At 73.9% G+C, this 19,624-nt stretch carries 19 protein-coding genes; 11 read left to right on the forward strand and 8 right to left on the reverse strand.

Annotation, left to right across the window (positions count from 1 at the left end):
• The first annotated feature begins 152 nt into the window (after nt 1–152).
• Complete coding sequence (gene argG / locus ACZ61C_RS08340; protein WP_465304301.1) at nt 153–1,601, forward strand: argininosuccinate synthase; 1,449 nt, start codon at nt 153–155, stop codon at nt 1,599–1,601.
• A 51-nt stretch (nt 1,602–1,652) separates the two neighbouring features.
• On the opposite strand, the gene ACZ61C_RS08345 is transcribed toward argG, so the two are convergent.
• From ACZ61C_RS08345 to ACZ61C_RS08355, 3 genes are all read right to left on the reverse strand, one after another.
• Nucleotides 1,653–2,663, reverse strand: a complete 1,011-nt coding sequence (locus tag ACZ61C_RS08345; RefSeq protein ID WP_465304303.1) for a medium chain dehydrogenase/reductase family protein — start codon at nt 2,661–2,663, stop codon at nt 1,653–1,655.
• A 73-nt stretch (nt 2,664–2,736) separates the two neighbouring features.
• On the reverse strand, nt 2,737–3,306 hold the full coding sequence (locus tag ACZ61C_RS08350; RefSeq protein WP_465304305.1) for a TetR/AcrR family transcriptional regulator: 570 nt from the start codon (nt 3,304–3,306) through the stop codon (nt 2,737–2,739).
• Nucleotides 3,307–3,377: 71 nt separating this feature from the next.
• A complete protein-coding gene (locus tag ACZ61C_RS08355; protein WP_465304307.1) occupies nt 3,378–4,079 on the reverse strand; it encodes a S1 family peptidase in 702 nt (233 codons plus the stop codon).
• A gap of 245 nt (nt 4,080–4,324) precedes the next feature.
• Between ACZ61C_RS08355 and ACZ61C_RS08360 the strand changes: the two genes are divergently transcribed.
• Complete coding sequence (locus ACZ61C_RS08360; protein ID WP_465304309.1) at nt 4,325–7,099, forward strand: AfsR/SARP family transcriptional regulator; 2,775 nt, start codon at nt 4,325–4,327, stop codon at nt 7,097–7,099.
• A gap of 39 nt (nt 7,100–7,138) precedes the next feature.
• On the opposite strand, the gene ACZ61C_RS08365 is transcribed toward ACZ61C_RS08360, so the two are convergent.
• Entirely contained in the window at nt 7,139–7,645 is a 507-nt protein-coding gene (locus ACZ61C_RS08365; protein ID WP_465304311.1) for a hypothetical protein, read from the reverse strand.
• Nucleotides 7,646–7,914: 269 nt separating this feature from the next.
• Between ACZ61C_RS08365 and ACZ61C_RS08370 the strand changes: the two genes are divergently transcribed.
• From ACZ61C_RS08370 to ACZ61C_RS08395, 6 genes are all read left to right on the forward strand, one after another.
• Nucleotides 7,915–8,511 (forward strand): DUF6801 domain-containing protein, encoded by a 597-nt coding sequence (locus tag ACZ61C_RS08370; protein ID WP_465304313.1) that lies wholly within the window; start codon nt 7,915–7,917, stop codon nt 8,509–8,511.
• Between the two features lie 198 nt (nt 8,512–8,709).
• Nucleotides 8,710–9,297 (forward strand): papain-like cysteine protease family protein, encoded by a 588-nt coding sequence (locus ACZ61C_RS08375; RefSeq protein WP_465304314.1) that lies wholly within the window; start codon nt 8,710–8,712, stop codon nt 9,295–9,297.
• Entirely contained in the window at nt 9,294–10,052 is a 759-nt protein-coding gene (locus tag ACZ61C_RS08380; protein ID WP_465304315.1) for a hypothetical protein, read from the forward strand. The genes ACZ61C_RS08375 and ACZ61C_RS08380 overlap by 4 nt, the downstream gene beginning before the upstream one ends.
• 72 nt (nt 10,053–10,124) lie before the next feature.
• Nucleotides 10,125–11,162 (forward strand): Lrp/AsnC family transcriptional regulator, encoded by a 1,038-nt coding sequence (locus ACZ61C_RS08385; protein ID WP_465304317.1) that lies wholly within the window; start codon nt 10,125–10,127, stop codon nt 11,160–11,162.
• Nucleotides 11,163–11,209: 47 nt separating this feature from the next.
• On the forward strand, nt 11,210–12,454 hold the full coding sequence (locus ACZ61C_RS08390) for an FAD-binding protein (protein ID WP_465304319.1): 1,245 nt from the start codon (nt 11,210–11,212) through the stop codon (nt 12,452–12,454).
• A 296-nt stretch (nt 12,455–12,750) separates the two neighbouring features.
• Nucleotides 12,751–12,936: a hypothetical protein gene (locus ACZ61C_RS08395; RefSeq protein ID WP_465304321.1), complete on the forward strand. Its 186-nt coding sequence runs from the start codon at nt 12,751–12,753 to the stop codon at nt 12,934–12,936.
• Here ACZ61C_RS08395 and ACZ61C_RS08400 read toward each other — a convergent pair.
• The 3 genes from ACZ61C_RS08400 to ACZ61C_RS08410 all read right to left on the reverse strand — a co-directional run bounded on the left by ACZ61C_RS08400 (nt 12,933) and on the right by ACZ61C_RS08410 (nt 15,544).
• Nucleotides 12,933–13,328, reverse strand: coding sequence for a hypothetical protein (locus tag ACZ61C_RS08400; RefSeq protein ID WP_465304323.1), 396 nt, complete (start codon nt 13,326–13,328; stop codon nt 12,933–12,935). The genes ACZ61C_RS08395 and ACZ61C_RS08400 overlap by 4 nt on opposite strands.
• 70 nt (nt 13,329–13,398) lie before the next feature.
• A complete protein-coding gene (locus tag ACZ61C_RS08405; RefSeq protein WP_465304325.1) occupies nt 13,399–14,262 on the reverse strand; it encodes a universal stress protein in 864 nt (287 codons plus the stop codon).
• 70 nt (nt 14,263–14,332) lie between these two features.
• On the reverse strand, nt 14,333–15,544 hold the full coding sequence (locus ACZ61C_RS08410) for an MFS transporter (RefSeq protein WP_465304327.1): 1,212 nt from the start codon (nt 15,542–15,544) through the stop codon (nt 14,333–14,335).
• Between the two features lie 113 nt (nt 15,545–15,657).
• Here ACZ61C_RS08410 and ACZ61C_RS08415 point away from each other — a divergent pair, with 113 nt between their 5' ends.
• Nucleotides 15,658–16,536 carry a LysR family transcriptional regulator gene (locus ACZ61C_RS08415; RefSeq protein WP_465304329.1) on the forward strand — a complete coding sequence of 293 codons (879 nt, stop codon included), beginning with the start codon at nt 15,658–15,660 and terminating at the stop codon, nt 16,534–16,536.
• 57 nt (nt 16,537–16,593) lie between these two features.
• Nucleotides 16,594–17,562 (forward strand): DUF1731 domain-containing protein, encoded by a 969-nt coding sequence (locus ACZ61C_RS08420; protein ID WP_465304331.1) that lies wholly within the window; start codon nt 16,594–16,596, stop codon nt 17,560–17,562.
• Here ACZ61C_RS08420 and ACZ61C_RS08425 read toward each other — a convergent pair.
• Nucleotides 17,555–18,568 (reverse strand): helix-turn-helix domain-containing protein, encoded by a 1,014-nt coding sequence (locus tag ACZ61C_RS08425; RefSeq protein ID WP_465304333.1) that lies wholly within the window; start codon nt 18,566–18,568, stop codon nt 17,555–17,557. The two genes, ACZ61C_RS08420 and ACZ61C_RS08425, sit on opposite strands and share 8 nt — an antisense overlap.
• A 103-nt stretch (nt 18,569–18,671) precedes the next feature.
• On the opposite strand from ACZ61C_RS08425, the gene ACZ61C_RS08430 reads away from it, so the two are divergent.
• On the forward strand, nt 18,672–19,622 hold the full coding sequence (locus tag ACZ61C_RS08430; protein WP_465304335.1) for an alpha/beta hydrolase: 951 nt from the start codon (nt 18,672–18,674) through the stop codon (nt 19,620–19,622).
• Nucleotides 19,623–19,624 lie beyond the last annotated feature (2 nt).

The following is a 19,624-nucleotide window of genomic DNA, read 5'->3' on the forward strand; positions in this document are numbered from 1 at the left end:
CCACCCCCCCCCCCCACACCACCCCCCCCCCCCCCCCCCCCCCCCCCCCCCCCCCCACCCCCCCCCCCCCCCCCCCCCCCCCCCCCCCCCCCCCCCCCCCCCCGGGGCACCCCGGATTGCACGACGATGCATAGCCGTGCATAATCATTCGCATGTCCAAGGTGCTCACTTCCCTGCCCGTCGGCGAGCGTGTCGGTATCGCCTTCTCCGGTGGCCTCGACACTTCCGTAGCGGTCGCGTGGATGCGCGACAAAGGCGCGGTCCCCTGCACCTACACCGCCGACATCGGCCAGTACGACGAACCCGACATCGACTCGGTGCCCGGCCGGGCCGGGCAGTACGGCGCCGAGATCGCCCGGCTGGTCGACTGCAAGGAAGCCCTCGTCGAAGAAGGGCTCGCGGCGCTGACCTGCGGGGCGTTCCACATCCGCACCGGCGGCCGCAGCTACTTCAACACCACCCCGCTCGGCCGCGCGGTCACCGGCACGCTGCTGGTGCGCGCCATGCTCGAGGACGACGTCCAGATCTGGGGCGACGGCTCCACCTACAAGGGCAACGACATCGAGCGGTTCTACCGCTACGGCCTGCTGGCCAACCCCTCCCTGCGCGTCTACAAGCCGTGGCTCGACGCCGACTTCGTCACCGAGCTCGGCGGGCGCAAGGAGATGTCGGAGTGGCTGCTGGCCCACGACCTGCCCTACCGCGACAGCACCGAGAAAGCGTACTCGACCGACGCCAACATCTGGGGCGCGACGCACGAGGCGAAGTCGCTGGAGCACCTGGACACCGGCATCGAGATCGTCAAGCCGATCATGGGCGTGGCGTTCTGGGACCCCGAGGTCGAGATCGCCACCGAGGACGTGACCGTCGGCTTCGAGCAGGGCCGGCCGGTGACGATCAACGGCAAGGAGTTCTCCTCCGCCGTCGACCTGGTGCTGGAGGCCAACGCCATCGGCGGCCGGCACGGCCTGGGCATGTCCGACCAGATCGAGAACCGGATCATCGAGGCCAAGAGCCGCGGCATCTACGAGGCGCCGGGCATGGCGCTGCTGCACGCCGCCTACGAGCGGCTCGTCAACGCCATCCACAACGAGGACACCCTCGCGAGCTACCACAACCACGGGCGCCGGCTCGGCCGGCTGATGTACGAAGGCCGCTGGCTGGACCCGCAGGCGATGATGCTGCGCGAGTCGCTGCAGCGCTGGGTCGGCACCGCGGTCACCGGCGAGGTCACGCTGCGGCTGCGCCGCGGCGAGGACTACTCCATCCTGGACACGACCGGCCCGGCGTTCAGCTACCACCCGGACAAGCTGTCGATGGAGCGCACCGAAGACTCGGCGTTCGGCCCGGTCGACCGGATCGGCCAGCTGACCATGCGCAACCTCGACATCGCCGACTCGCGGGCGAAGCTCGAGCAGTACGCCAGCATCGGCATGGTCGGCGGCAACTCGCACCCGAAGCTGATCGGCGCCGCGCAGGCCGCGTCGACCGGCCTCATCGGCGCGATGCCCGAGGGCGGCGCCCAGGTGATCGCCTCGCGCGGCAAGGCCGACGACGCCGAGCTGCTCGACAGCGCCGCGATGGAGTTCGGCACCGACTGACACGCTTTCCGAAGGCCGCACTTTCACGTGAAAGTGCGGCCTTCGGCGCGTTCAGGGGACGAGCACAACCTTGCCGGTGACCGTGCCGGATTCGGCCAGCGTCAACGCCTTCGCGGCTTCGGTCAGCGGGATCCGTGCCGCCACCTGCGCCTTGAGCCGTCCCTTCGCCGCCAGGGCGAAGACGGCCGTCAGGTCCTCGGTGAGGCGCGCGCGGAACCGGGTGAGGTTCCGCTTGCCGCCCCAGACGTTGTAGAAGTGCGTGCGGCGCCGGTTCGGCAGCGCCTGCCACCAGAGCAGCCGGGCGACGAGCTTGAGCACCGGGAGCCGCGAGTTGCCGCCGGTGTCCTTGGTGGACGCGCTGCCGTAGGCGACCAGGGTGCCGCCGGGGGCGAGCAGCCGGAACGAGTCGACGATGCCGGGGCCGCCGACGTGGTCGAAGACGGCGTCGACCCCGCCGGGCGCCAGCTCGCGCACCCGCGCCGGGACGTCGCCGCGGTAGTCGACGGCGGTGGCGCCGAGCGCGGTCACGACGTCGAGGTTGCGCGCCGACGCGGTGCCGATCACCTTGATGCCGGCCGCCTGGGCGAGCTGGACGAGGGTGGTGCCGACGCCGCCGCTCGCGCCGTGGACCAGGATCGTGCCGCCGGTCCCGACCTGCGCGATCCGGTGCAGCATCTGCCAGGCCGTGATGCCGTTGACCACGAACGTCTCCGCTTCGGCGGCGTCGAGGCCGTCGGGCACGGGGACCAGGTCGGCCGCGGGGACGACGAGGTGGCTGCTCCAGCCGCCGATCTTGGTCATCGCCGCGACACGGCGCCCGACCAGCGCGCGGTCCTCGGCTTCGAGCACCGTGCCGACGACGTCGTAGCCGGGCACGAACGGGAACGGCGGCTGGTCGTAGTACTTCCCGCGGCGCATCTGCTGCTCGGCGAACGAGATCCCGCTCGCTTCGACGCGGACGAGTGCTTCGCCGGCGCCCGGGGCGGGCAGCTCGCGGTGTTCGACGCGCAGGCCGTCCGGCTCGACGAGGCCGGGGAGGACGATTTCGGTGGTGGTGGTCATGGTGCTTTCCTTCCGATGCGTGAGTGACTGATCAATCACTCGACGGGCGTGAGAAAAGAAGGGCCGGGCCGGCTCAGTTCTTGCCGGGGTGGCGGATGCCGGCGGAGAGGATCGCGGCCCAGTCGCCGGTGTGGTCGTCGAGGTCGAGGGTGGCGATGAGGTGGCAGAGCTGGCCGTAGGCGATGAAACGCTGGACCTGCTCGCCGGCGGCGCCGGAGCGGTCGTGGGCGAGCTCGGTGACCTTCGCGAGGCCACGCCGCAGGGCGTCGGCGATCTCGGGTGTGTCGGCCGCCGACTGGGCGTGCACCTGCAGCATGAGCAGGCTCCGGTCGGCGATCAGCTCGGCGTAGGCGCCGCCCATCTCGTAGAGGATCTTTTCGGGGTCGGTGCTGTCGGCGCGGGCGGCCCCGTTCGACAGTGCGTGCGCGACGAGCTCGTAGCACCGGTCGAGCGCGGCGACGAACAGGGAAACCTTGCCGGGGAACAACTTGAAGACGTAGGCGGGGGAGATCTCGGCCTTGGCGGCCACGGCGCTGATCGGCGTGCTGTGGTACCCGGCCCGGGCGAACTCGGTGATGGCCGCGTCGACCACGGCGTCCCGCCGGGCGTCGGAGGTGGAGAGGGTGGCACCGCGCTTCGTCATGTGAGTGACTGTACACTCACTCTCGTCGGCGAAGCAAGCCCCCGGGTCCCGGGGGCTTGCTCGCGGAAGGCTCAGACGCCCGCGGTCTGGGAGATCCAGTCCCGGTACTTCGTGATGTTGATGTAGGCGGTGTAGGACTGGCGGTCGCTGGTCGAGGCGACGCCGACCTGCTTGCCGTTCGCGTACATCGGGCCACCGGAGTCGCCGCCCGCGGTGATGCCGTCACCGCGGTTCGCGCACACCGAAACGCCGGCCGCGCCGTCCGGGCAGTCGATCGAGGTGACGCTGACCTTGGCCACCTTCAGCAGCTGCGACTGGCACTCGATCTCCGGCTTGTCGGTGCAGGTCGCACCCCAGCCGTAGACCTCGGCCTGGTCGCCCACCTTGACGTCGCCCTCGCTGCCCAGCGGCGCGTACTCGGTCTGCACCTGCTGGTCGATCTGCACCAGCGCGATGTCGGAGTCCGGCGCCTCGTGCACCGAGGTCGCGTTGACCGTGGTGCCCTTCGTCTGGTCGAGGTCGCCGACGTGGAAGCTGATCGGCTGGCCGTCGGCGCCCTGCGTGCAGTGGCGCGCGGTGAGGATCCAGTCCGGGGCGATGATCGTCGCCGAGCAGATCTCCTGGCCGCCGGCGAACATCCGGGCCGCGGAGTGGAGCGAGTCGGCGTTGCCGCCGTCGATGATGGCCGGCTCGGCCGCCAGGGACGGCGCCGCGGCCGCCAGAGCCGAGAGGAGCACACCGGAGACGACTACGCCGGTTCGCGCGATACGCACTTTACGATCAACCTCCAGCCGCGGACCGGGGTCTCGCGGTGACGAGTGGTCAAGGACACGCTTACCGTCACCGTTGTGAGTGAATCCCGGAACCCGACGATGGTCGGTTGATCGAAAACACGACTTTCGTCGTGGGCTGTCCGGCGCAACCGGGAAACGGCTTCCCCTCGCGCCGCGTCGCAGTGCCGACACTGTCCGCGTGCAGGATTCACCCGCCTGGGGCGGGCTCCGGAACGGGGGGCTCGATGGGGTCTGACGTGCGCTTTCACCTGCTCGGGCCGCTGCGGGTGACGGTCGGGGACCGGCCACTGCCGCTCGGCGGGACGAAGCAGCGGGCGCTGCTGGCCCACCTGCTGCTCAACGCGAACCGGACGGTGACCCCCGGGCAGCTCGTCGACGTCGTCTGGCCGCGTGAGCCCCCGACGTCGGCCACCGCCAACCTGCAGACCTACGTCTGGCGGCTGCGCCGGCTGCTGCCGGAGACCGCGCTGCGGACCCACGGCCCGGGGTACTCGCTGGCCGTCGAGCCCGGCGCCGTCGACGCGCACCGGTTCGCCCGGCTCGTCGCGGACGCCGCGCGGGCGGCCAAGGACGGCTCGCCCGAGACGGCCCTGACCCTGCTCGCCGAGGCGGAAGCGCTGTGGCGCGGCGACCCGCTGGAGGACCTGCCCACCGCGCCCGCCTGGGACGCCGAGCTCGGCCGGCTCGTCGAAAACCGCCTGGCCGCCGTCGAGGAACGGCTTTCGCTGCAGGTGCGTCTCGGCCGGCACGACGCGGCGATCGCCGAGCTCACCGTGCTGCTCGCCGAACACCCCTACCGCGAGCGGCTGTGGCAGCAGTACCTGCTCGCGCTCACCGCCGCCGGACGCCGCGCCGAGGCGCTGCGGGCGTTCACGACGGCGCGGGAGCGGCTGGTCACCGAGCTCGGCGTCGAGCCGGGACCCCAGCTGCGAGCCCTGCAGGCCGCGATCCTCGCCGGCGACCCGCTGCCCGGGCCGGTCCCGGAACCGGCTCCCTTGCGGCAGCTGCCGGCGGACCTGCCCGACTTCACCGGCCGCGAGGACCACGTCCGGGAGCTGGAAGCCGCGCTCGGCGCGGGACCGGCGCCGGTCGTGCTGACCGGCGCGCCGGGAACCGGCAAGACGGCGCTCGCGATGCACGTCGCCCACCGCGTCGCCGGCCGGTTCCCCGACGGCCAGCTCTACGTCGACCTCGCGGGCACCGGCGCGCCGCGCGACCCGGCCGAAGTGCTCGCCGACTTCCTGCATGCCCTGGGGGTCACCGGAAACACCGTCCCGGCCGGGCTCGGCGGGCGGGCCGCGCTGTTCCGCTCCCGCCTCGCCGGCCGCCGGGTGCTGCTGGTGCTCGACGACACCGCGACCGCCGCGCAGGTCCGCCCGCTGCTGCCCGCCGACGCCGGGTGCGCGGTGCTGGTGACGACCCGCGGGCGGCTGCCGGAGCTGGCCGGCGCGAAGCACGTCGAGCTGCCGGTGTTCGGCGAAGCCGAGGCCGAGCGGCTGCTGGCCGGGGTCGCGGGCGCCGACCGCGTGGTCGGCGAACCGGCCGAAGCCGCCGCCATCGTGCGCTGCTGCGGCTACCTGCCGCTGGCCATCCGCATCGCCGGCGCGCGGCTGGCCGGGCGGCAGGCGTGGAGCCTGCGCACCCTGCACGACCGGCTGGCCGACGAGTCGAGCCGGCTGAGCGAGCTGCGGGTCGGCGACCTCGGTGTCCGGCCGAGCTTCGAGCTGAGCCTGCGCCAGCTGCCGGCGGCCGCGCGGACCGCGTTCTGCCGCTCGGCGGTGCTGGGCGCACAGGACTTCCCGAGCTGGGTCTTCGACGCGCTGCTCGGGCACGGCGGCGCCCACGAGGTGCTCGACGTGCTGGTCGACGCCAACCTGGTTTCCCTGGTGGGCCGCGACTCCGCGGGGCACCCGCGGTACCGGCTGCACGACCTCCTGCGCTGCTACGCGGCGGAGCTCCTGGCCGACGAGCCGGCTTCGACGCGGCGGGAGACCTTGGTGCGGGTGCTGTCGGTGCTGCTGGCGCTGACAAAAGCCGCGGCGGCGGGGCTGCCGCCCGCGTTCGGCGCGATGACCGGGCCGCCGCTGGGCGCGGAGCTCCCGGCGGCGCTGGTCCGGCTGGTGGCCGACCCGCTCGGCTGGTTCACCGCCGAACGCAAGCTGCTGGCCGGCGCGGTCCAGCTCGCCGCCGACGCGGGCCTGGACGAGCTCGCCTGGCAGCTGACCGCGGCCGCCGTCCCGTTCTACGACCTGCGCGGCGCCTACGACGACTGGCGCCGCAGCCACCTGGCCGCGCTCGCCGCGGTGGAAGCCGCGGGCAACCGGGCCGGCGCGGCGGTGCTGTGCCGCGGGCTCGGGCAGGTCCGGCTCTACCACGACGAATACGCCGCGGCCGCCGACGACATGGACCGCTCGGCGCGGCTGTTCGCCGAGCTCGGCGACGTCCGCGGCGAGGCGCTGGCGGTGGCCGGGCTCGGCACCGTGTACCGCGTCCGGGACCGGCCGCGCGACGCGCTCGGCTGCTACCGCCGGGCCCTCGAAGGGCTGGAACGGGCCGGCGACCGCAGCGGCGTCGCCCAGATGCGCAACTCGATCGGCTCGACGCACGTGCTGCTCGGCGAGTTCGCGGAGGCCCGGACGTGGCTGCAGCGGGCCCGGGACCTCGCGCGGGAGAGCGAAGACCCGCACCGCGAGGCGAAGGTGCTCACCGAACTCGGGACGCTGCACCGGGATTCGGGCCGGCTGCCGGAGTCGCTGACCTGCCTGCGGCTCGCGCTGAGCATCCTGGAGGAGCTCGACGACGAACGGTGCAGCGCGTACGCGTTGCTCGGCATCGGCCAGACGCTGCTGGCCGCGGGGGAGCCGGTCCAGGCCCGTGGGGTCTGCGACCGCGCGCTGCGCGTGTTCCGGGAAACCGGGAACCGGCAAGGCGAAACGACCGGACTGGCGTTGCTGGAGCAGGCCCGGCGATGGCGTCGCCCGTCGTCCGTGCGGGCGTGACGCGGGGAGGGGCCGCCCCGCGTCACGCCGGCGCGGCGATCAGTTGCTGTTGCCCGGCTTCCAGCCCAGGTAGCTGCCGAAGTAGCTCTGCTTCGCGTGGCCGATCGCGCCGTTGACGCTCGTCGCCCAGACGCCGCCGCTGCCGTCGGCGATGCCGACGTGGCCGTAGGCGGAGATGTCCCAGAACACGAAGGCGCCGCGCGGCGGGGTGCCGGTGGTGTGGCGGGCGCCGTCGGAGGAGCGCCAGTGCTCGATCGCGCTCGCGTGGTGCGTCGTGCGGTTCCACGACAGGCGCGCGGCCTTCTCGCAGTAACCCTGGTAGGCGGTGCTGCCCTGGCGGCTGGAGTACCAGGAGATCGCCTGGGCGGCGGTCCGCGCGGCGGCCGGCTCGGCCGGCGAGTCGGTGATCACCGCGCCCGGGTCGGCGATGTCGGCGGCGGTGACCTCGGCGTAGACGTCGGCGGGCGCGGGGGCGGCCGTGGCGGCGGTCGCGCCGCCGACGAGCAGGGCGGCCGAGAGCGCCACCGCCGGGTAGATGCTGCGCATGGGTTTGTCTCCCTCAGTGGACAAGTGCTTGCCCGGGAGGACCCTGGCCGTGGCCCCTACACCGCCACTACACCCGCACTCTCGCGGTGCTGACGCGCGTGAGTGCGCGTGCGTCGAAAATTGTCACTCGCGAACGGGTGTGTCACAAAAAACAAAACCCGCCACCTCGAACCGCGTGACAAATTCCGGGGCCACCGGAAAGCGCATTGGCCGGTTGGGAAGTTTCCACCTAGGATCCGAAATGCCGTTCAACGACGAAAGGACGTGACATGACGGAAACCCTCATGCGGAAAACGAGCCGACGTTTCCTCGGAATCGGTCTGGCCGCGCTGCTGGCGGGCGCGGTGGCCGTCGTTTCCGCGGGACCGGCCGCCGCGGCCGAGAAAACGCTCACCTACCGAGGGGGCTTCCCGCTGATCGGCGACCAGCAGGTGTCCGTGGTCGTCAAGGCGGACATCCCCGCGACGGCCACCGCGGGCACGCCGGTTTCGGTGCCGTTCAGCCTCGACGTCGACGCCGGGCAGGCGGCCGGGGACGGGCTGCGGCTCGTCGGCGCCACGAAACTGTCCGGCACGATCAAGTCCGAGGTGAACGTCGCGATCAGCGGCCAGACGGTCGCCATCCCGATCGAGCTGCCGATCCCGGAGACCCCGGTGCCGGCCGAAGGCACCCTGAAGTTCACCGCGCAGGGCCAGGTCGACTTCACCGTCCCGGCGGGCACCCCGGCCGGCGACGCGACGAGCAGCGTCGACCCCGCGGCGACCACGCACGTGGTGACCGACAGCAGCCTCGGCGAGTTCGACGTCGAGCTGGCGCTCGACCCGCCGGACCAGGACGCCACCCTGGGCACGACGACGGTCGGCTGACACCGGTCCGCCGGCCCGCCGGAATCCGTCCGGCGGGCCGGGGCCGCTGCCGGATTCCGGCACCCGGGAACTGCCGGGATCCGCCGGAAGTCGTTCCCTCCCAACGTGATCCTCCCTTAGTAGGTACCGGATCGACGGGCCGGGCGCGGAGTATTCCGTGCCACCACGTCGCATCGTCACCGGCTGGAGGACCATTTCGTGAAAACCACTTCAGGAGTCCTGCGTGGACTCGCGGCGGTCTCGGCCGCCGCGGCCGCCGTCGTCGCGCTGCAGGCGCCCGCCGCGGCGGCCGCAGCGCGGACCGATCTCGGCATCACCATGCAGGCGCAGCAGAAGGACCAATGGTGCTGGGACGCCAGCGGGAACACGATCGCCGGCTACTGGGGCCACTCCCTGACCCAGACCCGGTTCTGCCAGGTCGCCCACAACGAGTCGGGCAGTGACTGCGCGAACAACCAGGGATACCTCTCCGACCAGCAACGGGTGTTCCGCTGGCTCGGGTTTTCGAACGTCGGGTCGTACAACTCGAACGGGCAGGTGCTTTCCTTCGCCACCATCAAAAGCCAGATCGACGCCGGGCAGCCGATCGGCACGCGCATCGGCTGGCGTTCCGGCGGCGGGCACATGCACGTGCTCTACGGCTACGACAACTCCAGCGGCGCGACCCGCGTCGAATACGGGGATCCGTGGCCGAACAACAGCCGGTACAACTCGATGAACTACGACACCTACCGCTCGAACAACCAGTTCCAGTGGACCCACACGCTGTACGGGATCGAGGGATGAGCATGCTGAAGAAGGTGCTGGGCGCGGCCGTGCTGGCCGGTGCTGCGATGCTCACCACGACCGGTGCCGCGAGCGCGGCCGGCGGCCCGGACGGCGTCCCGACCGCGGCCGACACCGCCGCGATCGGGCAGGTCACCGGCGGCTCCGCCACGCTCGCGCGGCTGGCGTCGACGAAGTTCCCCGGAGCGCACGCGGCCGCGGCGGCGACCGCCGAGCCCCGGACGCAGATCGCGGTCTACGAGCCGACGGCGGCGTTCGTCGCCGGGCGGTCGGACGTCCCGGCCGCGCTGGCCTACGTCGCGGTCCCGGCGCGGACCGGCGACGGCAGCACCGCCACCGTCTGGGCCGAGCGGCAGGGCGCGGCCTGGACGGTGGTGAACGTCGCGTCCGGCGACTACGAGCGGAAGTACGCCGGGGCCGCGGCCGGCGGTTACCTCCTGCACGAGCCGCAGGTCAACGCCTGGTACGCGGTGCGCGGTGACGCCGTGACGGTGCTCGACGGCTCGGTCACCGGCCTCACCGCGGGCACGAAGCTCACCCTCGCCGATTACCGCGCGGCGCTGCACCAGCGCTACGCCGACAAGCTGCCGGGCTCGGCCTACGACCGCGACGGCGCGGGCGGCGGCTACGGCGGCCGGGAGCGCGCCGTCCCGGCCGCGGACCCCGCGGGGACCCCGGTGCTGCCGTTCGTGCTCGGCGGTGCTCTCGTGCTGGTCGCGGGCGCGGTCGTGGTGCCGCGGCTGCGCCGGCGGTAAGACCGCGAAGGGGCTCGCCGGCACGTCCGGTGAGCCCCTTGGCAGAAGATCATGACCAGGTCACAATGCGCCATGCCCGTTTCCCCCGGTGCGCAGGTGGAACCGGCGCGCCCGGGCCTGAGCGCCTCGGACCTCGCGCTGGTGGAGGCGCTGCAGCGCGACCCGCGGGCGCCGTGGACGCGGATCGCCGCCGCGGTGGGCACCGACGCGACGACGGCGGCCCGCCGCTGGGACCGGCTGCAGGCGGCCGGGCTGGCGTGGCTGACCGCGTACTCCACCGCCCCCACGACCACGGTCGGCTACGTCGACCTCGCCTGCCGCCCGGACGTGCTGAGCGAGCTGACCCGCGAGCTGTGCGGCTGGCCGTCGGTGTTCAGCGTCGAGCGCACGACGAGCCGGTTCGCGCTGTTCCTCAGCGTGGCGGCGCGGGACCTCGACGCGCTGGACGCCCTGGTGACCAGCCGCATCGGCGCCTTGCACGGGGTGCGCGAGGTCCGCTTCGCCGTCGCCACCCGCGTCTACCGGGAAGGCAGCGGCTGGCTGGTGAACGCGCTAGCGCCGGAGCAGCGGGCGGTGCTGGACAAGACGGCGGTGCAGGCCCGGCTGGTCGTGCCGCAGCAGTGGAACGACCGGGACCTGCGGGCGCTCGTCGAGTCCCTCGGTGAGGACGGTCGGCGCAGCTACGCCGAGCTGGCCCGCGACTGCCGGATGAGCGAGTCGGCGGTGCGCCGCACCCTCGCGCGGATGCTGCGCAACCACGAGCTGGACTTCCGGTGCGACCTCGCGCACGTCCCGGCGGGCTGGCCGGTGATCGCGGGGTACCGCGTCGACGTCGCCCCCGGCGGGCTCGAGCGGGCCGGAACGGCGATCGCGCAGCTGCCCGAGACCCGGCTCTCGGCCGCGGTGGTGGGAGAGGGCAACCTCGTGGTGTCGGCCTGGCTGCGGGTCCCGGCCGACTGCACCGGCTACGAGGCGCGGCTGGCGGCCGCGGCGCCCGGCGCGCGCATCCTCGACCGGGCGATCACGCTGCGGACGCCGAAACGGATGGGCCGGCTGCTCAGCCCGCACGGCCTCGGCGGCACCCACCAGGCGATCATCCCCGCCCGCTGAGCGGGGTAGGGTCGGGAGCAGGATCCGGCGCGGGGAAAGGACATCCGGTGGGCGAGTCGAACTGGGCCGGGAACCACACCTACGCCGCCGACGAGGTGCTGACCCCGCGCACGGTCGGCGAGGTCCAAGCCGCCGTCGCCGCCGCGAGCCGCGTCAAGGCGCTCGGCAGCCGGCACTGCTTCAACACCATCGCGGACGCGCCCGGCGGTGTGCTCCTCGACCTGCGGTCCCTCGCGAGCCCGGTGGAGATCGGCGACGGCACCGTGACGGTCGGCGGCGCGGCGCGCTACGGCGACTTCGCGGCGCAACTGCACGACGCCGGGTTCGCGCTCGCCAACCTCGCGTCGCTGCCGCACATCACGGTGGCCGGCAGCGTCGCCACCGGCACCCACGGCTCCGGACGACGTCAGCCGGGTCTCGCCGCGGCCGTCTCGGCGGTCGAGCTGGTCACCGCCGACGGCGAGCTCCGGACGTTCACCCGCGCCGACGAGGTGTTCCCCGGGGTGGTCGTCGGCCTCGGCGCGCTCGGCGTCGTCACGCGGCTGACCCTCGACGCGGTGCCGGCCTTCGACGTCCGCCAAGACGTCTTCGACGGCCTGCCCTGGGACGCCGTGCGCGAGCACTTCGACAGCATCGAGGACGCCGGGTACAGCGTCAGCCTGTTCACGAACTGGGCGAACGACGTCGTCGACCAGGTCTGGGTCAAGAGCCGCGTGGACGCCTTCACCGAGCGGTCCGGGCTCTACGGCGCGGTCCCGGCCGACGGGCCCCGTCACCCGGCGCACGCGGCCGGGATCCCGGCCGGCAACGGCACCCCGCAGCAGGGGGTGCCGGGCCCGTGGCACGAGCGGCTCCCGCACTTCGCGCTCGCGTTCACCCCGAGCGTCGGCGACGAGCTGCAGTCGGAGTACTTCGTGCCCTACGCGGACGCGCCCGCCGCGATCGAAGCGGTCCGCGGGCTCGGTGACCGGCTGGCGCCGCTGCTGCTGGTGTCGGAGATCCGCGCGATCGCGGGGGACGACCTGTGGCTGAGCCCGTGCCACGGCGGTGACCGGGTGGCCCTGCACTTCACGTGGCAGCCGCGCCAGGCCGAGGTCGAAGCGGTGCTGCCCGTCCTCGAAGAACGCCTCGCCCCGTTCGGCGCCCGCCCGCACTGGGGCAAGCTCTTCCACGGCGGCGAGGTCGCGGCGCGGTACCCGAAGCTGGCCGGCTTCCGGGCCCTGGCGGGGAAACTCGACCCCGCCGGCAAGTTCCGGAACCCGTTCCTGACGCGTCACGTCTTTACTGAGTAACCATTCGTCGATGATTTCGAAGCATGGATTCGCGTATTGACACCATTGTCGCGGACGCCCGGCGTGGATCGCCGGGCTTGAGGTAAGCGCTTTCTCGATTCTTTTTGACTGCCCGGGGCTACCGCGTCGCGTTCTCGGGCAGCGAGGGCCGGCTCGAGCTGGATGTCCGGGAAAACGAGTACGCGAACGACCCTGCCGAGCCGGGGTGGGCCCGGCTGACCCCGGCAACGGCTTGGGGAACCGCCTGAGGCCGTCCTGGCCGAACCCTCGGCGAAGGCCATGACGGCGGCGAGCGGATGCTCGCCGAACTGCTCGGCGAGGCCGGGCCGGACCCGCTCGGCTGCGCGGCCGACCACGGCGCGGGCCTGCGGGCCCTGCTCACCGGGCCGGCCGCCAACCGGTCGCTGGAGACCGGCCGGGCCGTGGCCGTGGCCGGGCTGCTCGCCGAAACCGGCGAGCAGCCCGTTTCCCTTGCGGGCTAGGTGATCGGCACCGTCGCGGTGCAGGACGCCGCGCCGCTGTCGAACGTCATCGCGGCGGTGCCGCGCCCGGTGACCGGCAGCGCGAGCCCGGTCGGCAGGAACTGCACGCCCTGGCTGGCCGGGCCGGTCTGGGAGTAGACGGTGTGGGGGCTGGGGCCCTCGAAGTACGAGATCCGCAGCGTCTGGGTGCCCACGTCCCCGATGTAGGGCCCCGAAACGGTGTAGGTGTTCAGCGGGCGGTGGTACCCGCCGGACGTCTCGTACCGCAGGGTGAAGGTGCCGCTGAAGGCACCGGAACGGCAGACGCTCGTGGCCTGCTTGCCGATGTCCGCCTGCGCCGGGGGCGCGAGCACAACGGCGGCCGCGAGCACGGCCGGGACGACGATCCTCATCGTTTTCACCCTGGACATCCTGCCGTGGATCGCCCCGGTCCCGCTCCGTTTTCGGCAAGCCCGCGCGGATTCAGGAGACCGTGCGGACCAGGAGCACCGGGCAGGCCGCGTGGTGCAGGAGCGCCTGGCCGGTGGACCCGAGCAGCAGGCCGGGGAACCCGCCGCGGCCGCGGTCGCCGAGCACGACGAGCTGGGCGTCGGCGCTGCGCTCGACCAGCTCCCGTCGCGGGTGCGCGGCCACCACGACCCGCTCGACGTCGACGCCGCCGGTGTCGTGCGCGAGGACCCGCTCGCCGAGGAGCCGGTGCCCGGCATCGGTGACGCAGCGCGGGTCCCGGTGGGACGGCGGGGTGTCCGCCCACGCGTGCAGCACCACGAGGGGAGCGCGGCGGGCGCGGGCTTCGGCGAGCGCGGTCGTGAGGACGCGGGTGCCGCTTTCGCTGCCGTCGATGCCGGTGACGACCGGGCGGGCGGCCGCGGCGGGCTCGTCCCAGCTGTCCCCGCGGACGACCACGGTGTCGCAGTGCGCGTGCGTCCCGGCGGCTCCGGCGACCGACCCGGCGAGCAGGCTGGTGAGCCGGCCGTGCCCGGTCGAGCCGACCACGAGCAGCGCCGCGCTGCGGGACGCTTCGATGAGCGCCTGGGCGGCGCGGTCGGGGTCGAGCCGGGTGGTGGCGCCGGCGAACCCTTGCGCGGCGGCCAGTTCCGCCGCGGTCCGCAGCGCCCGGCGGCCCCGCGCGCGCAGGGCGTCGACCATCTCTTCGGGCGGCGCCACGACCCCGCTCGCGACGAGCGCCGGGACGTCGAGGGCGTGCACGATCTCCAGCGGCGCGTCCCGCAGGCAGGCGGTCCGCGCCGCCCACCGCACGGCGTCGAGCGACTCGGCCGAGCCGTCCGCTCCGACGACGATCGGCGCCCCGGGCACGGCTGTCATGGTCGCCTCCTGACGCGGCTGTCGTCTTGACGACTGTAGGCCGCGTCGGGAGATCCGGCGGGGGTTCGGGTCAGCCCGCCCCGAGCGTCCGGCGCGCCGACCAGCCGAGCAGGGCCAGCTCCAGCACCGCGAACCCGGCCAGCACCACCGCGCCCGGCGCGACGAGCATCGCGAGGCCGACCAGCAGCACCGGCAGCACCAGTCCCGCGTAGGCCGCGAGGAACAGCGCGGCCAGGACCTCACCGCGGGTCAGGTCGTCGGCCAGCGCGGCCACCGCGGCGACCGACGCCCGGAAGCCCAGGCCGAACCCGGCGCCGGCGAGCACGCTCGCGCCGAAGAACAGCGGCAGCGAGGCCGCGAACGCCGAGACCGCCAGCAGCACCAGGCCGACGCTCATCAGCACGTACCCGGCCCGCAGCTGCGGGCGGGTGCCGACCCGGGCCAGCACGACCTGGGCGAGCGCGGCGCTGCCGAGCATCGTGAACGGCGCGATCCCGGCGAGCAGGCGGGACGGCTGGTGCAGCTCGTGCGCCAGCAGCGCCGGGGCGAGCGCCATGACCAGGCCGCTGATGGCGAAGGCGGCGAACGCGCCGAGCGCGGCGCCGGTGAACTCCGGCCGCGCGGCCGGCGGCAGGGAAAGCCGCTGCGGCCGGTACGCCGGCCGTTCCTCGCGGCGTTCGACGGTCTCCGGCACCAGGCTCACGGCGATCGCTTCCAGCAGCAGCACGACCAGGAACACGGCGAAGGGCGTGCTCAGCGGGTGGCCGGCGAACCGCGCGAACAGCCCGCCCACGAACGGCCCGAGGGCGAGCCCGCCGGCGTTCACCACGGTCGCGACCAGGCCGGAGCGCCCGAGCCCGGCGCCCGGCCGGGACACGGCGTGCAGCTCGGACAGGTGCGCGGTGGCCGTCGCGGTGATCACGCCGATCCCGGCGCCGCTGACCAGCCGCGCGACGATCAGGCCGGGCACCTCCGGCCAGAGCAGGAACAACGCCGCCGCGAACGCCTCGGCCAGCAGCCCGGCGAGCAGGACCCGGCGGCGGCCCAGCCAGTCGCTGAGGTGCCCGGCCAGGTACAGGCTCAGCATCACGCCGACCGCGTAGGCGGCGAAGATCACGGTCACGAGGAACGCCGGGAAGCCGTCGCGCTGCTGGTAGAGCGCGTACAGCGGGGTCGGCACGGTGGAGAACGCGAGCGCCGTCGTGAACGCGACCGCGACCACGCGGAAACCCAGGCCGTGGCTGAGACGCAGCCGGGCGGCCGGGGCGGTGAGGACGGACATCGGGACCTTCCGGGGTTAGAGGACCTTCCGATGTCCACAATCACCCTCCGGACTCAGCAAGTCCAACGAAAAGTCCTGGCCTGAGTTATCGGTCTGAGCGATAGATTGGTCGCATGGAGACGCGTCAGCTCGAGTACTTCGTCGCGGTGGCCGAAGAGCTCAGCTTCACCCGGGCCGCTCAGCGGCTGTTCGCGGTGCAGTCCACGGTGTCCGCGGCCGTCCGGGCGCTGGAGACCGAGCTCGGCACGCGGCTGTTCGACCGGTCGACCCGCCGGGTCGCGCTGTCGGCGGCCGGCGCGGCGTTCCTGCCCGAGGCGAAGGCCGCGATCGAGGCCCTCGAACGGGCGCGCGCTACCGTCCAGGAGGCGTCGGAAGGGCTGCGCGGCAGCCTCCGGATCGGCACGCTGACCTCGATCGGCACGGTGGACCTGCCCGCGCTGCTCGGCGCGTTCCACCGGCGCTACCCGCTCGTGGACATCCACGTGACGGTGTCGATCACCGGCTCGACCGGGCTGGCCGACGAGGTCCGCCAGGGCCGGCTCGACGCCGCGCTGGTCGGCCTGCCCGAGGCCGACCTGCCCGGGCTGAGCGTGCTGCGACTCGACACACGGCCGTTCGTCGGGCTCCTGCCGGCGTCGCACCGGCTGGCGGGCGAGCGCGCGTTGCGGCTCGCCGACGTCACCGGCGAGGCGTTCATCGACATGCCGCGGGGCTTCGGCAACCGCGTGGTCATGGACCGCGCCTTCGCCGCCGCCGGCCTGACCCGGCGGGTCACCGTCGAGGTCGCCGACCTGCGGACGGTGCCGGGGTACGTCCGCGCCGGGCTGGGGATCGCCGTCATCCCGGACACGCCGATGCCGGCGGAGCCCGACGTCGTGGTGCTGCCGCTGGCGGGCGCGGGCCTGGACTGGCCGCTCAACCTGGTGACCGCCGCGGCACCACCGCCGAGCCGCGCGCTGCGGACGCTGCTGGACCTCGTCGAGAGTATTTGAACACGTTCAACTCCTCCGGTACCGTGGTTCCCGGGCGGACCGGCGAGGGGGACTTCCATGAAGATCGTGATTCCGGGCGGCACCGGTCATCTCGGCCGGGTGCTGAGCCGCGTGCGGGCCGCACGCGGGGACGAGGTCGTCGTGCTCACCCGGCGGGAGGCGGCGCCGGAGCCGGGGGTGCGGCACGTCCGGTGGGACGGGCGGAGCGCCGGGCCGTGGACCGCCGAGGTCGACGGCTGCGACGTGGTGCTCAACCTGGCGGGCCGGTCGGTGAACTGCCGGTACACCCGGGCGAACCTGCGGGCGATGTGGAACTCGCGGATCGACTCGGCGCGGGTCGTCGGCGGCGCGATCGAACGCGCCACGCGGCCGCCGCGGGTCTGGCTGCAGATGAGCACGGCCACGATCTACGCGCACCGCTTCGACGCCCCGAACGACGAAACCACCGGCGTCATCGGCGGCCAGGAGCCGGGCGTGCCGGGCTACTGGGCCTACAGCGTCGACATCGCCCGGGCGTGGGAGCGCGAGCAGCGGCTGGCGGCGACCCCGCACACCCGCAAGGTCGCGCTGCGGACGGCGATGGTGATGAGCCCGGAGCCCGGCGGCGCGTTCGAGATGCTGCTGCGGCTGGCCCGGCTGGGCCTCGGCGGTCCGGTCGCGGGCGGCGGCCAGTACCTGTCGTGGATCCACGAGGTCGACCTGGTCCGGGCGGTCGACCTGCTCGTCGCGCGCGACGACCTGAGCGGGCCGGTGAACCTGGCGGCCCCGGAGCCGTTGCCCTACAAGGACTTCCTGCGCGAGCTGCGAGCGGCGGCGGGTGTCCCGTTCGGACTGCCCGCGACGCGGTGGCTGGCGGCGCTCGGCGCGTTCGTGCTGCGCAGCGACACGGAGCTGCTGCTGAAGAGCCGGCGGGTGGTCCCGGGCCGGTTGCTGGAGGCGGGGTTCGAGTTCGAGTACCCGGACTGGGCCTCGGCGGCGGGGGATCTGGTGCGCCGGCCGCGGAGTCCATTGAGGACGGTCAGCTGAGGTCGCCGTTGTCCCGCACCCGCCGCAGCATCAACGCCAGGTGCAGCCGGAAGCGGCCCGCGGGGGAGTCCACGTCGAACCCCAGCACGGCTTCCGCGCGGGCCAGCCGGGCGGGCATCGTGCTGTGGTGGCGGTGCAGCAGCGCCGCCGCCTTGCGGGCCGAGCCCGTCGCGCACAGCGCGTCGAGCGCCGCCAACGTGTCTTCGGTCGCCAGCCGGTCGAGCGCGCGGACGTCGGGCAGCTCGGCCAGCTCTGCCGGGCCGAGCCGGTCGGCGACCGCCGCCAGGCTGCCCAGGCGCTCCCACCACACCGCCGGCTCGAAGGCCGAGGTGAACCGCAACGCCGTCCGCGCGGCCGTCCACGAGCGGGCCACCTCGAGGGCCGGGAGCTCCGGTCCGATGCCCGCGCGGGCGCCGGGCGGGAGCGAACCGGGGACCGCGTCCGCGGTCAGCACCGCCCGGACGCTGCCCAGCCGCGCCGAGCGGCCCGCGAGCGTGTCGACGCCGGTGCCCGCCAGCACCCGCAGCCGGGCGGCCGGGCCGAACCCCAGCAGGTGCAGGGCCCGCGCCCGGTCCGCCGTGCCGACGTCGTCCGACAGCACCAGCTCGACCAGTGCGGGGTCACCGAGCTCGGGCCGCGGAACACCGTTGTGCTCCAGGAAGATCGCCGTGGCGATCGCGAACCGCTCCAGCAGCATGTCGTCGAGCGGGACCGGCGCGCCCGCGCGCGCGACCCACACCGCCACCCCGCCTTCGAGCGCGCGGACGGCGGCGCCCGGCGGTGCCGCGCCGGGCGTGGTGACCTCGCCCGCCGGGTCCGCGCGCAGCGACATCCCCTGGCCGGGCGCGTGCACGCCGACCGGGCAGCCGGCGAGCTCGGCCGTGCTGCGCACCAGGGCGTCCAGCCCGGCGTGCCCGGTGATCAGGCGGTCGAAGAACCCGATCACCCGGACGGCGTTCTCGGCGTCGGCGTCGAGCCCGGACAGCCGCAGCAGCAGGCCTTTCATGCCGTCACGATAGGCGCGTCCGCCGCCGGATGGCGAGGTCCGGGCGGGGAACGCCCGCCGCGTGGCGGTGGCCGGGGCACCGGTGGCGGCCGATGATCGGAGCATGACCTACGCGATCGATCCCGAGCTGCTGCCCTGGCTGGACATGCTCCCGGCGGTGGTCCTGTCCGACTACGACTCCCTGCTCGCCGCGCGCTCTTCGATGGCACAGCTGGGTGACGTCATCCCGGCCTACGAGCCGGCGAACCCGCTCGACGTCCGGGACACGTCCGTGCCCGGCCCGGCCGACGCGCCGGAGGTCCCCGTGCGCGTCTACAGCCCGGCGAACCGCACCGGCGCCGTGCCCGGCCTGCTCTACATCCACGGCGGCGGGTTCGTCGTCGGCGACCTCGACATGTTCCACGCGTCGCTGCTGCGCCTGGTCGACGAGCTGGGCATCGTGATCGTGTCGGTCGACTACCGGCTCGCGCCCGAGCACCCGTTCCCGGCGCCGGTCGAGGACTGCTACGCGGCCTTGCAATGGGTCGAGGCCAAGGCCGCCGAGCTCGGCATCGACCCGGCCCGCCTCGGCGTGGGCGGCGAAAGTGCGGGCGGCGGCCTGTCGGCGGCGGTCGCGCTGCTGGCCCGCGACCGCGGCGGCCCGGCGCTGAGCTTCCAGCTGCTCGGCATCCCGGAGCTGGACGACCGCCTGGACACCCCGTCCATGCGGGCCTACACCGACACGCCGATGTGGAACCGGCCCAACGCGGTCTACAGCTGGACCAGCTACCTCGGCGCGGAACCCGGCGGTGACGACGTCTCGCCGTACGCGGCCCCGGCCCGGGCGGCGGACCTCGCCGGGCTGCCGCCCGCGTTCGTGACGACGTGCCAGTTCGACCCGCTGCGCGACGAGGGAATCCAGTACGCGCAACGCCTCGCGCACGCGGGCGTCGCCGTCGAGCTGCGGCACTACCCGGGCACGTTCCACGGGTCGGCCCTGGTCGAGACGGCGGAGATCTCGCGCCGGATGTTCGCCGACGAGGTCGACGCGCTGCGCCGGGGCCTGCGGGTCTGAGC

The organism is Amycolatopsis sp. NPDC104587 (assembly GCF_055583645.1).